Raw genomic sequence first — 15,073 nt, forward strand, 5'->3', positions numbered from 1 at the left:
ATAATGCCAAGCAAATGTTACCGAGGAGTTTTCGATATGCAATACCCTGCCGATTTTATCAAGGCCATTCCTAAAGCTGATCTTCACTTGCACTTAGATGGTAGCTTACGTGCATCAAGCCTCATTGATATGGCTAAACGCGCCAGTATCGAACTCCCCAGTTATACAGAAGAAGGGTTATTTGATCAGGTTTTTAAGTCTCACTACAACAATTTAGGTGAGTACTTAAACGGCTTTCAATATACCTGTGCAGCGCTCCGCAACCTCGAAAACCTCGAACAAGCCGCCTACGAGCTTGCTATCGATAACCAGGAAGAAGGTGTCAACTATATCGAGGTTCGCTTTGCCCCTCAGTTATTAATGAATCCAGCTGCAGGTGTGACTTTTGATACCATCATGCATGTGGTCAACGATGGTTTAAAGCGAGCTAAAAACGAATACAACCAACAGCCGACTGTGCAACAAGGCGAAAAGCCACCCTTTGACTATGGCATCATCAACTGCGCCATGCGCATGTTCGGTAAGAAAGGTTTCTCACCCTACTATACTCAGCTCTTCCAACATCTACGCGACTTTGAACCGATGCAAGTGATTCGCACGGCGGCGATGGAATTGGTACGCGCCAGCGTCAGAATGCGCGACGATGAAGGCTTACCTATCGTCGGTTTAGATATCGCAGGACAAGAAATCGGCTATCCGGCAAGACAGTTCAAAGATGTGTACGAATACGCCCACGAAAACTTCTTGTTAAAAACCGTACACGCGGGTGAAGCCTATGGCGCGGAAAGTATCTTCGAAGCGCTCACACAGTGCCACGCGGATCGTCTAGGTCATGGCTACTCGTTATTCTCGCCTGAAATGACCGAGGATCCGTCGATTGAAGATCCTAAAGCGTATGGCGAAAACTTAGCTTCATATATTGCCGATCGCCGTATTGCTGTTGAGGTTTGCCTTACCAGTAATCTTCAAACCAACCCAAGCATCGGTGGTATCGAGAACCACAACTTTAAGCATATGCTCGACAACCGTCTAGCTACGGTTATTTGTACCGATAACCGATTGGTATCGCGCACGACCGTCAGCAACGAATATCAATTAGCTGTCGATAATTTTGATATCTCGCTAAAACGTCTAAAAGACATGGTCGCCTACGGTTTTAAAAAGAACTTCTTCCCAGGCGACTATGTGGCTAAGCGCGAGTATGCGAAGAAAAACTTAGCTTACTTTGATCGTGTGGTTGAACAATTTGGACTAAAAGACGCCAGCCACTCTTGAGCGGGAACAGGATAAGCGAATAAATACCCTTGCATAACAATCGTGGGGCAGCGCTCGGTCAAAAAGCGCGCCTCATGCTCTGTTTCAACACCCTCGGCAATCATGCGTAAGTCTAAGTGTTCACCTATCGAGAGAATCGTCTCAACGAGCGCATCATGGGTCGTTTTCTCACCCATACTGCGAACAAAACTTTGGTCTATCTTGAGCTCACTCACTGGTAGCTTTTGGATATACGCTAACGACGAGTAGCCGGTTCCGAAGTCATCAATCGAGAAACGGATGCCGAGTTTGCTTAACTCGCGCATGACTTCGATGACTTTATCTGTATCTTCTATCAATACGCCCTCGGTGACCTCGATCATCAACTGCTGGGGCTTAAAATGATAGTTTTCTAGCAACTTACTCACGACATGGACTAAGTCACCCCGAACAAAATGTCGAGCAGAGATGTTCACTGACAATGCATCAATGGGGTTCTCAGCAATTTCCTTAGAAGCAAGAATCTGTGCGGCACGCTGCAGTACCCAACGGTCAATCGATAGAATCAAATCTGAGCGTTCAGCAATCGGTATAAATACACCCGGGCTAATGAGCCCCTGCTCTGGATGATGCCACCGTACCAAGCCTTCGGCACTGACCACTTTACCCGTCGCATCCACCTGAGACTGCAAATATAAATCAAGCTCATCGTTTTTTAGCGCATGCCGTAGCATTCTCTCAACATCGAATTGCCGCTTAATCTCCTCTCCGTATTGCTGACGATAGACGGCGAAGTGATTGCCCCCGTATCGTTTTGCCTTATGCAGGGCTGTTTCGGCACGACGTAACAATTGTTCTGCATTACCACCTTTTTGTGGATAGACGACCGCGCCTATGGTTGCTGACATGGTCAGTACATCACCGTCTAGCGGGATCGGTTTGCGGATGACCGTGAGCAACGCCTCGCAGGTCTCATAAAGCTTCTCTTTGGCCACTTCGCGTTTAGAAACTTGCGGAGGGAACAGAACAGCAAACAGGTCAGCGCCCAAATGCGCGAGCTGCACGCCCTGCTGCTCCGTCCACTGCTTCATTCGCTCAGCAAAAGCTTGGACCAAGCGATTACCAAACTCATGGCCACGCGCATCATTAATCTGTTGTAATCGATCAATGTCGACGAGTAGCAAGTTGCCCAGTTCACCCTCTTCTAACGATGCGAGTGCCTGGTCGATGATTTGGGTCATATGCAATCGATTGGGCAGGCCGGTCAGTGTTTCGTAATAAGCCATATAGTGAAGCCGCTGCTCATCGGCTTTTCGCTCGGTAATATCGTCTTCAACTGCAATATAATGAGTACATTCACCCTGTTCGTTATAAACCGGCGTAATAATCGAATATACCGTATAAACTCGCCCATCTTTGCGTTGGTTGAGCAACTCACCGCGCCACGTTTTACCTTGGTTAAGGGTGTCCCAAAGTTCATGATACACCGATTGTTGCGTCAGACCTGATTTGAGAATACGGGGATTACTGCCAACCAGCTCGTCTCGTTGATACCCGGTAATCCACTCAAACGCCTTATTTACATACTCTATTTGACCTTTGGCATCGGTAATAATAATGCACTCATTGCTTTGGTCTACGGCGGTTTCTAGGTTTTTAAGTTTCGACCAATGCGCATGACGCTCGGCAGCGATCGCTTCAACCTGACGCGCCAGCGCCGCGATATCATCCTTGCCGCGTACGTCAATAGCAACCCGCTGTTGCTCATCTCGCATCGCCTGAACACCGGTTTGCATGTAGCCAAGCCGTTTACTAATACGGTAATTCAGATATCGGTGCAGAAGTGCAACCAACAACAGCACGATAATGAGCTGAATTGTCAACGTGGTAATACGTGACCGAGCCACACTCCAAAAGGTATGCTTTTGCTCGAACGCGATCATGAGTGAGAAAGGTCGAAATTCAGGAAAGTCCGAAGATACCGTCAGCGGCACGTAAACAATCAAGCGACCTTGGTCCTCAACGTGATGTAGCGTGATATCGCTGTTTGCATTGAGTTCATGCCAAGTTTGCGGCGCGATATTCAATGCTTGATATAAGGGTTTATCAAGCCAATGATGATCAGCGGCATACTCGATACGCCCCTCTCGGTTGTAGATAAACGCGGCTAGAACATTGGGTTGGTCTTGTAGCTGGGAAAGAATTTCATGGAGTAGATCGGTGCGCTCATAACGGACCACGCGATCGAACGTTGCCTGCATCATGCGCGCAGTCGTTAAAACCTCTTGTTCGACCACGTGTCTGTTTTCAGTCGTCTGTTCCGTAATCGTGAAGGTTGCTAAACTGACAAACATCGCAACGCCAACAAAGCCCACCAATAACGAGATTTGGGTGCTTAGTCGTTGAAAAAACTTAATTGACATCGATGCCATGGGAGGCGCTCCATCGCTGAAAACAGATATTAAATATCATTAACGCGAATTATGCGGCTTCACTAAATTTAATCAACACTCAGCGGTCTTTTTTCTTCATTAACTGCCAAAACGCGTTGCGACAAACTGATTCAAAGCCTTATGCACGATATAACACACCATCATTGCCGCAATAATCGCAACCAAGGTACTACTAAGCCGGTAGAGACCTGAATACACAAGATCTTGCGTAGGCGATAAGTACTGCCCAAAAAGAATACCTAACGTTGTGAGCGCACCAAAGCCGACACCAGCGCCGGAAGCCTCAAGCACATGAAGCCGAGCAAACAACATCACACCAATCCAAAATAAGGGCACAATAAGCCATAATGCGTCGTACCAATCATAAAGTAATAGCTGTACTGAAAGCCCAAACATGACGCCAATCAGCGTGCCCATCGCGCGTTTACGCGCGTAAGTCAGCGCACCATTCCAATGCATGGGGAACAACACCAAAATAGTGGTTGCTTGCGCGGATATTGAGTCTTGCAAATCAAACAGCTGAAAGACTAAAAATGACAAGGTTGTCACCGTGGCACCTAAAATCGCCTCATGACGGACGCGGTTGGATGATTTTTCAGGCGCTACGGGAGGCGCACTGGGCTCTGCTTTGTTGGGAATCAATGTATGCATCATAAAAGCAATAGCGATAGCCAACAATGACGCGAAAAAATTACTCGCAATGAGGTTATTGACGTCGGTAGTTGGATAGCTCGCATAGTGCAACATGATGCTTAGCATCAACACACCATTGGCGCCAAATAAAAACGCAGTGCCGCGTGCCATGAAAGCAAAGCGATACAGAAACAACAAAAATGCGACCATCGTCATGAGTACCGGGTGCCCACCTAATAACTGCGCCACGATACCGACTTCAACCCCACACATGACTGATGCGGCCAATAATTGGCGCGCCACATGTCCGTTAATGACCGGCACTAAACCCAGCAAGAGCATGGGCAGTACGGTAAAGAACACACCATAGGATAAATCAAACAGCGTGGTGACTAAGAAGCCAATGGACGCCCCGAAGGCAATGCGCAAGCATTGCCTTAGACCATTTTCAGTTAATCCGAGCGGTTTCATCGCTGCTCCCATGCTAGTAAATGTAATGTAACCAACCCAGTAGACGTACTTGGGCTTGTGCAACGGCGGCTTTAAAGCGGCTATCGGGCACAATTTGTACCGTTGCCTTAGCGCCCGCTGGACGGGGGTTATCAATACCTTTGGCAAGGCTCAGGTGCACACGCATACGTTGGGCATCTCGCACCCAGCGGTTCGAGTTAATCGGTTGTGCGAGTGTGCCATCCGCGCTCAACTGACCTGCGTTAACACCGGCATCAACGCTATCAATCGTCGCCTCATAAACGGTACCTGGCTCGGCATCAAAGACAATCAATGCGCGCTGACCTTTTTTTACATGGCGCAAATTCTTTTCCCTAAAATCAGCTACAATATCCGCGTGAGGCGATACCAACGCCAGTAATGGGTTACCTTGTCGGGCATATACACCTTCGCTGAGTTTTAAGTTACTTACACGACCCGCGTGTTGCGCTCGTACAGTGGTATAGCTCAAGTTCAGCTCGGCATTATCGACCGCATTTTTAGCCTGTTGAATAAGCAGGTTGTAGGCATTGTCTGAGTCACCGCGCTGAACTTTGAGGCTTTCTAACTGCGATTTAACCGCATCGACATTCGCTTGTGCTTGCAGCGCCGCACTCTGCGCCTGATCAAACGCTTGCTCCGATGTGCTACCTTCTTGCACTAAGTCTTTGATTCGCTGCGCCTCACGACTTTGCTCATCAGCAGTCGCTTGTGCTGACTTTAGCTTTGCTTGAGCAGCACGAATTTGTGCATCCAGTTGACGGTTCGACTGTTGTGCCTGTTGCAAAGCTAATTCAGCTTGCTGTAACTGCAAACGAAACGGTCGAGGATCTAGCGTAAATAAAGGGTCGCCCGGATCCACATACTGATTATTGTCAACCAACACTTGTTCTACCGTACCGTTAACCTGCGGCGCAACTTGAGTGACTACGCGAGTCACCATTGCTTGCGGTGTGAGCGGTAACGCTAAATCAGCCCATAGGAAATAAGCAAACAATGCGATAAAGCCAATAAGCGCTCGCTTAACCCACTTCGCGAATTTTTCATCAGCCGTCATTGTGTGTCACCTCCTTGCTTATCGTCGTGCTTCTTTTGCTCACTGCACATTTGGTGGGCGTTACGCGAAATTATCGCCAATACATGCTTAACCGTTTCAATATCTTCGTCGGCAATATCAGCCATCAGCGTACGACGTACCTTTAGGATTTTGGCTTCCATCTTTTTCACCAACGCATGACCAGCGTCGGTTAGATAAACTCGCTTAGCGCGGCCATCGTCTGGGCATACGCGCCGTACAACAAGTGACTGTTGCTCTAGCTGTGTCAACGTTCGCATTAATGATGCGAGTTCTATCTCCAACGCCTCTGCCAATTGCTTTTGACTTGCGCCATCACCGATTCGCACCAGCTTCCACATCGCACTCCAGCGTGGGTAAGTTAAGCCTAAGGGTGCCAGTTCACGATCTGCGACAGATTGCCATTGCCGTGCCACCCGTCCTAAACGTTCGGGCACGGACAGTTGTTTGAGTTGCTCTTGTGAGAGTGTCATAACCTGATCTCATTTAGTTAGCTTGCTAAGTATATTAACAAAGTTAGCAAGCTAAGTAAATTAAGGTGATTTCGATGGGTCTAATCGGAGAGACAGACACAAAAAAGCCCTCGACTGAGGGCTTTCGATAAACAGCGAGTGAAGTCGTGACCTAGAACGGAATATCGTCATCAAAATCGTTATCGGGTGAAAACGGTTCTGGTTGTGAAGGCTGCTGATTTTGGTTAGAACGCATCGCATTGCCTTGGTTTGACTGGCCACCTTGAAAACCTTGCTGCTGTCCAAAACCTTGGTTCGGATTGCTCTGCTGATTAGGCGCAGGCTGATTGCCGCCTTGGTTTTGATTCATGCCCTGGTTCATACCTTGATGCATGCCTTGGTTCATGCCCTGATTCATACCTTGGCCTTGACCCATGCCAGAGCCGCCACGAGAATCGAGCATTTGCATTTCGTTAATTACGATTTCTGTCGTGTAGCGATCTTGGCCGTCTTGACCTTGCCATTTACGTGTTTGTAAGCGACCTTCAACGTACACTTTTGAGCCCTTTTTAAGATACTCACCGGCGATTTCTGCTAAGCGACGATAAGCAACACAACGGTGCCACTCAGTTTGTTCACGGGGTTCACCTGTTTGCTTGTCTTTCCACGTTTCGCTGGTTGCGATTGAGAGATTAGCAATAGCGGTACTGTTCTGGGTATACCGAACTTCAGGATCGGCGCCCAAGTTACCGACCAAAATTACCTTATTCACACCGCGACTGGCCATATTTCTCTCCTGTTCTAAAATTTTCTCTTTTAATAGTTTAACACGCTATTGGGCCGATTTGTGACGTTCGATCAATGCTTCGACTGCATGCTCATCATACTGCTTTTTATCAACTTTTAAATAGCTTGTAGCATCATCAGGCGCGTAGCGAACTTCTTCGACGCCTGATATTCCAAGTAGCGCGTCATTAAACTGATCAAGGGTTTGTTGCTCAAGCCCTTTCAAACTAATCACCACGTTTGTTACGGCTTTAGGGTTTTGCATCAAACGGCTCAAAACAAACCATAACGCTAGTATAGCTAAACTCGCTACACCAATCCCTTTAAGCTGATAAGTTTGTAAGAGCCAACCGCCTAGCGCGCCACCGACGAACGCCCCGCTAAACTGGCAGGTCGAATAGATGCCACTGGCGCTCCCTTTACTGCCTGCAGGGGCAATACGTGTAAGCAATGAAGGTAGTGTCGCTTCTAAGAAGTTAAAGCCTGTGAAAAAAACCACCAACGCGATGGCTATCACAATCAGCGAAGCCCCCCACCATGTAATCAGTGTCGCACCCACCATCAACAATAAAATCGACAACCTAAACCAAGTGACATGTTGATTGGTTTTTGCGCCGTGAATTATCATGGGCACCATTAACGCGATCGATAGCACTAAGGTCGGTAAATAAAATAAGGCATGGTATTCCGTTCGTATCTCATGCGCTGCTAATAAAGTGGGTAAGCTAATAAACCAAGACGTGAGTACCGCGTGCAGTACGAATACGCCGCCATTGAGTAACCAAAGTTGGCGGTGTCTCACCAAATGTTTAAGTTCCGTGGCAACAGGCAACGCCTCGCGACGGGCTGATTTAGTCAATGCTTTCGGCACTGCGACGAGTAATAGGCCAATCCCCACGAGGGCGCTCGCGGCAGTAAACCAAAATAGGCCTTGTAAGCCAATATGGTCGGCGAGTAACGGACCGATAATCAGCGCTAGCGCAAATGCCAAGCCGATACACATACCGATAATCGCCATGACTTTCGAGCGTTGATTATCGCGTGAAACATCGGCAGCCATCGCTAAAATAGCCGCTGCAATGGCACCAATACCTTGCACGGCGCGACCTACGACGACCCCCACCAAACTATCTGCTTGCGCAGCAATCATACTACCTAGAGCAAACACCAAAAGGCCGCCAACGATGATAGGACGACGCCCTATTCGATCCGATAACATACCCAGCGGAATTTGGAAAAAAGCTTGAGTTAAACCATAAGCTCCTAAAGCGATTCCCATCAACGCGGGTGTGTAATCCGGATACTCGTGGGCATAAATTGCCATGACAGGCATGATCAAAAACAGGCCCAACATGCGTATGCCAAAGACGGAGGCAAGTGCGAACGCTGCGCGCTTTTCTGTTCTATTTAACTGTTGCTGACTCATAATGCTCGCTATTATGAACGACCGAGCGGGCATTGTACCAGATACCCAAGTCTGTGCGATAATACTCGGCTCACTCGGTTGAATCATTGACGCCTATGCGCGGAGAAAAAAGTTTACTATGGACAAAATCGAAGTACGTGGTGCGCGAACACACAACCTAAAGAATTTTAACCTAACCATACCGCGCGATAAGCTCGTAGTCATTACGGGATTATCCGGTTCAGGCAAGTCGTCGCTGGCGTTTGATACGTTATATGCGGAAGGTCAACGACGTTATGTTGAGTCACTCTCCGCCTACGCTCGTCAGTTTTTGTCACTGATGGAAAAGCCTGATGTAGACGGCATTGAAGGTTTATCACCTGCGATCTCCATTGAGCAGAAGTCGACGTCTCATAACCCGCGCTCGACGGTGGGTACCATTACCGAGATATACGATTACTTACGTCTATTATTTGCCCGTGTGGGCGAACCTCGGTGCCCAACACATGATGTCCCGTTGGCGGCGCAAACCATTTCACAAATGGTTGACCAAGTACTTACCGAGCCTGCGGAATCAAAACGCATGTTATTGGCACCCATCGTACAGAACCGTAAGGGCGAACACGTCAAGGTGTTAGAAAACCTTGCTTTACAAGGCTTTATCCGGGCGCGCATCGATGGTGAAATTTGTGATCTAAGCGATCCGCCGACACTCGAGTTACAAAAGAAGCACACCATTGAGGTGGTTGTTGACCGTTTTAAAGTGCGCGAGGGTATCGAACAACGCTTGGCCGAGTCGTTTGAAACCGCTATTGATATGACCGGCGGTACGGCGTTTGTTGCACCAATGCCGGGTGAAGAAGGTGAAACACTGGTGTTCTCGGCTAACTTTGCTTGCCCGCACTGTGGTTACAGTATGCAAGAATTAGAACCACGCTTGTTCTCGTTCAATAACCCAGCCGGTGCTTGCCAAACCTGCGATGGCTTGGGTGTAGAGCAATTTTTTGATCCGAGTAAGGTGGTCGTCAATGGCGACTTATCGCTCACCGGCGGCGCTATTCGCGGTTGGGATAAACGCAATTTTTATTACTACCAGATGCTACAGTCATTGGCTAAGCACTATGACTTTAAGTTGTCGGTGCCATTCAATGAATTAAGCGAAGATACTCGTGCAGTGTTGCTCTACGGCAGCGGCAAAGAAGAAATCAAGTTCACTTATATGAATGATCGAGGCGATAAGGTCGTTCGTGCGCATCCGTTTGAGGGGATTATCCCTAATATGCAACGCCGGTATCGTGAGACCGAATCACAAGCGGTACGCGACGAGTTGGCAAAATACATTGCCGTACAACCCTGTAAAAGCTGTCACGGTAGCCGTTTGCGTACTGAGGCGCGTCATGTATTTATCGAAAATACAAACTTACCTCAGGTCTCAGAGCGTTCGATTGGCGATGCATTAGACTTTTTCCAAAGCCTTGATCTTGACGGTCAGCGTGGAAAAATCGCTGAAAAAATATTGAAAGAGATTAACGATAGGCTCGGCTTCTTGGTCAATGTGGGATTGAATTACCTGAGCCTGTCACGTAGTGCAGAAACCTTATCCGGTGGTGAGGCGCAGCGAATTCGTTTAGCCAGTCAGATTGGCGCCGGCTTGGTGGGTGTGATGTACGTACTGGATGAACCGAGCATTGGCTTGCATCAACGTGATAACGAACGTCTTCTTAATACACTGATTCATTTGCGTGATCTAGGCAATACCGTATTGGTCGTCGAACACGATGAAGACGCAATTCGTCAGGCGGATCATGTAATTGATATCGGTCCCGGTGCCGGTGTGCATGGCGGCGAGATCGTGGCACAGGGAACGGTCGATGATATCGTCAAAACTGAGCGGTCTTTAACAGGTGATTATTTATCGGGTCGCAAATTGATCGATGTGCCAAGTCAACGGCATGAGCCAGATGGCCGTTGGCTAAAAATTATTGGCGCCACGGGTAACAACCTAAAAAATGTCGATTTAAACATTCCTTTAGGTTTAATGACCTGTGTGACGGGCGTGTCGGGGTCAGGTAAGTCGACGTTAGTTAATGATACCTTATTCAAAGTTGCTCACCGCGAGCTTAACGGTGCAACCACCAGTGAGCCAGCTCCACACCAACGTGTTGAAGGTATGGAGCTGTTGGATAAGGTGGTTGATATCGATCAGAGTCCCATCGGGCGTACGCCTCGTTCTAATCCAGCGACCTATACGGGGATCTTCACGCCAATACGGGAACTCTTTGCCGGTGTACCAGAAGCCAGAGCACGCGGTTATAAACCAGGACGCTTTAGCTTTAACGTTAAAGGCGGACGTTGCGAGGCGTGTCAGGGTGACGGGGTCATTAAAGTTGAAATGCACTTCTTGCCGGACGTCTATGTACCCTGTGATATTTGTAAGGGTAAACGCTACAATCGTGAAACGCTGGATATTCAGTATAAAGGCAAGAATATCCATGAAGTATTAGATATGACCATTGAAGAGGCGCGCGCGTTCTTTGATCCGATTCCCGCGATTGCACGCAAACTTCAGACCTTAATGGATGTAGGTTTGTCTTATGTGCGCCTTGGTCAATCGGCAACGACGTTGTCAGGTGGTGAAGCGCAGCGTGTGAAGTTGTCGCGAGAATTGTCGAAGCGAGATACTGGGCGCACGCTTTATATTCTGGATGAGCCCACTACAGGACTTCACTTCCATGATATCAAGCAATTACTGGCGGTGATTCATCGTCTGCGTGACCATGGGAATACCGTGGTCGTTATCGAGCACAACTTAGATGTGATTAAAACCGCTGACTGGATTGTCGACTTAGGTCCTGAGGGGGGCTCGGGCGGTGGTGAGATCCTCACCGAGGGCGCTCCTGAAAAAATCGTTAATGAAACGCGGTCTCACACCGCACGCTTTCTTAAACCCATGCTTAAATCGTCATAGGAAGACAGGATGTTAGAAGAGCAGTTTAAAGTTCGTTTTTATGAAACCGATGCCTTAGGTCATGTAAACAATACCGTTGTGCCTATGTGGATTGAGACCGGTCGGTTACCTATATTTGAGTTCTTTGGTGAAATGTCGCCAAAAACAAAAAGTTTGATCGTTGCTCGTCTTGAAGTTGATTTCGCACGACCCATTTTCTTTGGCTCGAATGTGACTGTGAAGACTTTTGTTCAACGTCTTGGCGGCAGTTCTTTTGATATTGGCACCGAAATCTGGCAAAAGGGCGAGCTCTGCGCGAAGGGCAAAACCGTACTTGTTTATTTCGATTTTGAGCAACAACGTTCGGTCACTTTAAGCGAACAGCTGAGACAGCGCTTAGTTGAACTACAACATCCGGAGCAGCCCATTGACGCGTGATTTAGTAAGCGGTGGCCAGCAAATAAAAGCCCCCGATGATCTCAACCGGTTATTGAAAGAAATTCATCAGCAAGCGATGCAGATCCAGTCGGGCAACGTCGCCGACTACATTCCTGCGCTTGCTGCTGTCGAGCCGGAGCAATGTGCGCTGACTCTGACGACACTGGATGGAGAGGTGTTCAACGTCGGTGACACGGACACGTTGTTTTCGATCCAGTCCATCTCCAAAATATTTGGCTTAATGATGGCGATGGATCGTTTGGGTGACGATTTGTGGCAACGAGTCAAAATGGAGCCTTCAGGACAGGCGTTTAATTCCATTGTGCAGTTAGAATGGGAAAAGGGCATTCCGCGTAACCCCATGATCAACGCAGGAGCGATTTTAATTAGCGATGTGCTAGTTAGCCACTACTCGACCAGTAAAAACGCTGTAATGAGCCTTGTACGAAGCCTGTGTGGTAATGACCGAATATATGCTGATGAATCAGTACATGCATCGGAAAAAGAACATGGTCATAGGAACGCGGCTTCCGCTCACTTAATGAAAAGCTTCGACAACATTGAGTCCGATGTAGATGAAGTCCTTGATCATTATTTCTGGCAATGCGCGATTAGCATGAGCTGTGAAAACCTCGCGCGCTCGTTTACATTCCTCGCAAATGCCGGTGTATGTCCATTCTCTCAGCGCGAAATCATTACTAAGCGAGATGCTCAACGCATCAATGCGTTGCTATCAACGAGCGGTATGTATGACCAAAGTGGTGAGTTTGCTTTTACCGTTGGCGTGCCTGCGAAAAGTGGTGTCGGTGGCGGTATTGTCGCGATAGTGCCTGATTTTGGGGTGATTTCAGCATGGAGCCCAAAACTGAATGAATTTGGCAACAGCGCACGCGGCATGTTCATGGTGCGCGAACTCGCTAATCGTTTAGGATTGAGCGTCTACTAGCGTCTCAGACCAATACGATAAACTTGGAAGCGAGACAGATTAAAGCGTTGCAGCAACTTATCGATATGACCTTGGCGAGCGAGTTCACGCACCAATTGTTGCATAGTCTCTCGGGTAAGGCGTTTGTTATGACCCACTATCATGCTCAACATGTAGTCATCAAAAATTTGATCAGAGACAAGTAAGTCTTTTTCATACTGGTCCCCGGCATTTTGTAGGGCTGATAGCAGTTCATCATTAATCGGCATGATATCAATGCGTCCTCCCATGAGCATGCGTAGATTGGTCAATGCCGAATGAGAAAGGTAGGCGCGATAACTACTACCTAGTTCATCCGCGGTTCGCTCGTTACCATCAAAGTTATAATGATAACCTTTAACTGCACCAACAGTTTTATCGTCTAAAGAGCTAAAAAATGCCTGCGTCCGACCCGGTATTCGCTTTGCGATAAACCGTTCGCGCCCGCGAATAATAGGAATCGTTGCATCTACCGCTTTGCCTTTCCAACCCCACTCCTCTGACTCAAAAAAGATGACATCGCAACACCCATCCTTTGATAATGCTTGATATCGAGCATTCGGTGGAATCACCTGAAGTTGAAAGTCGTAGGTATCTTGATAGTCATTCAAAATCTGAATGAGTTCGCGGGTTACGTCAGTTTCAAGTCCAGTAGAAAAATAGGGAGGATAATCGTACGCTGCAACATACACAGGCGTTTGCGCGCTTACATCCTTTACGAATGAAACGCTTGCGAGAAAGCAGGTTATGAGTAGAAAAAAACTTCTTTTCACTGCACTTATTTACGTTGAAACTGGACAGATATATTGAGGTTAAACCTGATAAAAGTCAATAATCGAGGCCAAATCACGGAAGCAAGGCTTACGGCAGTGCAAAATAATTCACCATAAAAAAACCCGGCCGAAGCCGGGTTTTGGACTCTCTGTCGCTTACGCCTTAGGCGCAAGTTACATTAGTCGATGATCTTAGATACAACGCCTGCACCTACAGTACGACCACCTTCACGGATTGCGAAACGCAAGCCTTCGTCCATTGCGATTGGAGCAATTAGCTCTACAACGAACTTCAAGTTGTCGCCTGGCATGACCATTTCTACGCCTTCTGGCAATTCTACTGCGCCCGTTACGTCAGTTGTACGGAAGTAGAACTGTGGACGATAGCCTTTGAAGAATGGCGTGTGACGGCCACCTTCGTCTTTGCTCAGTACGTATACTTCGGCTTCGAACTTGGTGTGCGGAGTGATTGTACCTGGCTTCGCCAATACTTGACCACGCTCTACTTCGTCACGCTTAGTACCACGTAACAACGCACCGATGTTCTCGCCTGCACGACCTTCGTCTAGCAACTTACGGAACATCTCTACACCTGTAACAGTGGTCTTCATGGTATCTTTCATACCTACGATTTCGCACTCGTCACCGGTCTTAACGATACCGCGCTCTACACGACCTGTTACTACCGTACCACGACCAGAAATCGAGAATACGTCTTCGATTGGCATGATGAACGGCTTGTCGATATCACGCTCTGGCTCTGGGATGTAGCTGTCTAGTGCGTCAGCCAATTCAACGATTTTCTTCGCCCACTCTTCGTCGCCTTCCAGCGCTTTAAGTGCTGAACCTTGGATGACTGGCAAGTCGTCGCCTGGGAATTCGTATTCTGATAACAGTTCACGAACTTCCATTTCTACCAATTCCAACAACTCTTCATCGTCTACCATGTCACATTTGTTCATGAATACAACGATGTAAGGTACGCCTACCTGACGTGACAACAAGATGTGCTCACGTGTTTGTGGCATTGGGCCGTCTGTAGCTGCTACTACTAAGATCGCGCCGTCCATCTGAGCGGCACCAGTGATCATGTTTTTAACGTAGTCAGCGTGTCCAGGACAGTCTACGTGCGCGTAGTGACGAGTTGGCGTGTCATACTCAACGTGTGAAGTTGAGATGGTGATACCACGCTCTTTCTCTTCTGGCGCGTTATCGATGGCTGCGAAGTCTTTCGCCGCGCCACCATAGACTTTTGCTAATACAGTAGTAATAGCAGCAGTCAAAGTAGTTTTACCGTGGTCAACGTGACCGATGGTGCCGACGTTTACGTGCGGCTTCGAACGTTCAAATTTTTCTTTAGACATGATAGTTCCTCAAACTTAAGTTAAAAGCCCGGTCTCGCAA

Annotated in this window: 12 protein-coding genes; 4 read left to right on the forward strand and 8 right to left on the reverse strand. The window is 47.9% G+C overall.

What is annotated here, in order from left to right; all coding sequences use genetic code 11:
• Positions 1-36 precede the first annotated feature (36 nt).
• Positions 37-1,275: an adenosine deaminase family protein gene (locus OS145_RS12210; protein WP_006956831.1), complete on the forward strand. Its 1,239-nt coding sequence runs from the start codon at positions 37-39 to the stop codon at positions 1,273-1,275.
• Here the strand turns inward: OS145_RS12210 and OS145_RS12215 are convergent.
• From OS145_RS12215 to OS145_RS12240, 6 genes are all read right to left on the reverse strand, one after another.
• A complete protein-coding gene (locus tag OS145_RS12215) occupies positions 1,221-3,686 on the reverse strand; it encodes a putative bifunctional diguanylate cyclase/phosphodiesterase (RefSeq protein WP_006956832.1) in 2,466 nt (821 codons plus the stop codon). The two genes, OS145_RS12210 and OS145_RS12215, sit on opposite strands and share 55 nt — an antisense overlap.
• A gap of 99 nt (positions 3,687-3,785) precedes the next feature.
• On the reverse strand, positions 3,786-4,811 hold the full coding sequence (locus tag OS145_RS12220; protein ID WP_006956833.1) for a DUF2955 domain-containing protein: 1,026 nt from the start codon (positions 4,809-4,811) through the stop codon (positions 3,786-3,788).
• A 13-nt stretch (positions 4,812-4,824) separates the two neighbouring features.
• A complete protein-coding gene (locus OS145_RS12225; protein WP_006956834.1) occupies positions 4,825-5,886 on the reverse strand; it encodes an HlyD family secretion protein in 1,062 nt (353 codons plus the stop codon).
• Positions 5,883-6,377, reverse strand: coding sequence for a MarR family transcriptional regulator (locus OS145_RS12230; protein WP_006956835.1), 495 nt, complete (start codon positions 6,375-6,377; stop codon positions 5,883-5,885). The genes OS145_RS12225 and OS145_RS12230 overlap by 4 nt, the downstream gene beginning before the upstream one ends.
• Before the next feature lie 151 nt (positions 6,378-6,528).
• Positions 6,529-7,143 carry a single-stranded DNA-binding protein gene (ssb, locus tag OS145_RS12235; protein ID WP_006956836.1) on the reverse strand — a complete coding sequence of 205 codons (615 nt, stop codon included), beginning with the start codon at positions 7,141-7,143 and terminating at the stop codon, positions 6,529-6,531.
• 45 nt (positions 7,144-7,188) lie between these two features.
• Positions 7,189-8,655, reverse strand: a complete 1,467-nt coding sequence (locus OS145_RS12240; RefSeq protein ID WP_006956837.1) for an MFS transporter — start codon at positions 8,653-8,655, stop codon at positions 7,189-7,191.
• Between the two features lie 31 nt (positions 8,656-8,686).
• Between OS145_RS12240 and uvrA the strand changes: the two genes are divergently transcribed.
• Genes uvrA through OS145_RS12255 form a run of 3 tightly spaced genes read left to right on the forward strand, consistent with a single transcriptional unit; the run spans position 8,687 to position 12,878 of the window.
• On the forward strand, positions 8,687-11,515 hold the full coding sequence (uvrA, locus tag OS145_RS12245; protein ID WP_006956838.1) for an excinuclease ABC subunit UvrA: 2,829 nt from the start codon (positions 8,687-8,689) through the stop codon (positions 11,513-11,515).
• A gap of 9 nt (positions 11,516-11,524) precedes the next feature.
• Positions 11,525-11,932 carry an acyl-CoA thioesterase gene (locus OS145_RS12250; RefSeq protein ID WP_006956839.1) on the forward strand — a complete coding sequence of 136 codons (408 nt, stop codon included), beginning with the start codon at positions 11,525-11,527 and terminating at the stop codon, positions 11,930-11,932.
• Entirely contained in the window at positions 11,922-12,878 is a 957-nt protein-coding gene (locus tag OS145_RS12255) for a glutaminase (protein ID WP_006956840.1), read from the forward strand. The genes OS145_RS12250 and OS145_RS12255 overlap by 11 nt, the downstream gene beginning before the upstream one ends.
• On the opposite strand, the gene OS145_RS12260 is transcribed toward OS145_RS12255, so the two are convergent.
• Together OS145_RS12260 and tuf are read right to left on the reverse strand one after the other, a co-directional pair.
• Positions 12,875-13,588 carry a substrate-binding periplasmic protein gene (locus OS145_RS12260; RefSeq protein ID WP_006956841.1) on the reverse strand — a complete coding sequence of 238 codons (714 nt, stop codon included), beginning with the start codon at positions 13,586-13,588 and terminating at the stop codon, positions 12,875-12,877. The two genes, OS145_RS12255 and OS145_RS12260, sit on opposite strands and share 4 nt — an antisense overlap.
• Positions 13,589-13,848: 260 nt before the next feature.
• Positions 13,849-15,033 (reverse strand): elongation factor Tu, encoded by a 1,185-nt coding sequence (gene tuf / locus OS145_RS12265; protein WP_006956842.1) that lies wholly within the window; start codon positions 15,031-15,033, stop codon positions 13,849-13,851.
• Positions 15,034-15,073: the final 40 nt, after the last annotated feature.

Source organism: Idiomarina baltica OS145 (assembly GCF_000152885.1).
In the GTDB taxonomy this organism is placed as follows: Bacteria; Pseudomonadota; Gammaproteobacteria; order Enterobacterales; family Alteromonadaceae; genus Idiomarina; species Idiomarina baltica.

Coding starts and splice junctions, on each gene's coding strand:
- OS145_RS12210 (WP_006956831.1), top strand. CDS start 37: ATGCAATACCCTGCCGATTTTATCAAGGCCATTCCTAAAGCTGATCTT.
- OS145_RS12215 (WP_006956832.1), bottom strand. CDS start 3,686: ATGGCATCGATGTCAATTAAGTTTTTTCAACGACTAAGCACCCAAATC.
- OS145_RS12220 (WP_006956833.1), bottom strand. CDS start 4,811: ATGAAACCGCTCGGATTAACTGAAAATGGTCTAAGGCAATGCTTGCGC.
- OS145_RS12225 (WP_006956834.1), bottom strand. CDS start 5,886: ATGACGGCTGATGAAAAATTCGCGAAGTGGGTTAAGCGAGCGCTTATT.
- OS145_RS12230 (WP_006956835.1), bottom strand. CDS start 6,377: ATGACACTCTCACAAGAGCAACTCAAACAACTGTCCGTGCCCGAACGT.
- ssb (WP_006956836.1), bottom strand. CDS start 7,143: ATGGCCAGTCGCGGTGTGAATAAGGTAATTTTGGTCGGTAACTTGGGC.
- OS145_RS12240 (WP_006956837.1), bottom strand. CDS start 8,655: ATGATTCAACCGAGTGAGCCGAGTATTATCGCACAGACTTGGGTATCT.
- uvrA (WP_006956838.1), top strand. CDS start 8,687: ATGGACAAAATCGAAGTACGTGGTGCGCGAACACACAACCTAAAGAAT.
- OS145_RS12250 (WP_006956839.1), top strand. CDS start 11,525: ATGTTAGAAGAGCAGTTTAAAGTTCGTTTTTATGAAACCGATGCCTTA.
- tuf (WP_006956842.1), bottom strand. CDS start 15,033: ATGTCTAAAGAAAAATTTGAACGTTCGAAGCCGCACGTAAACGTCGGC.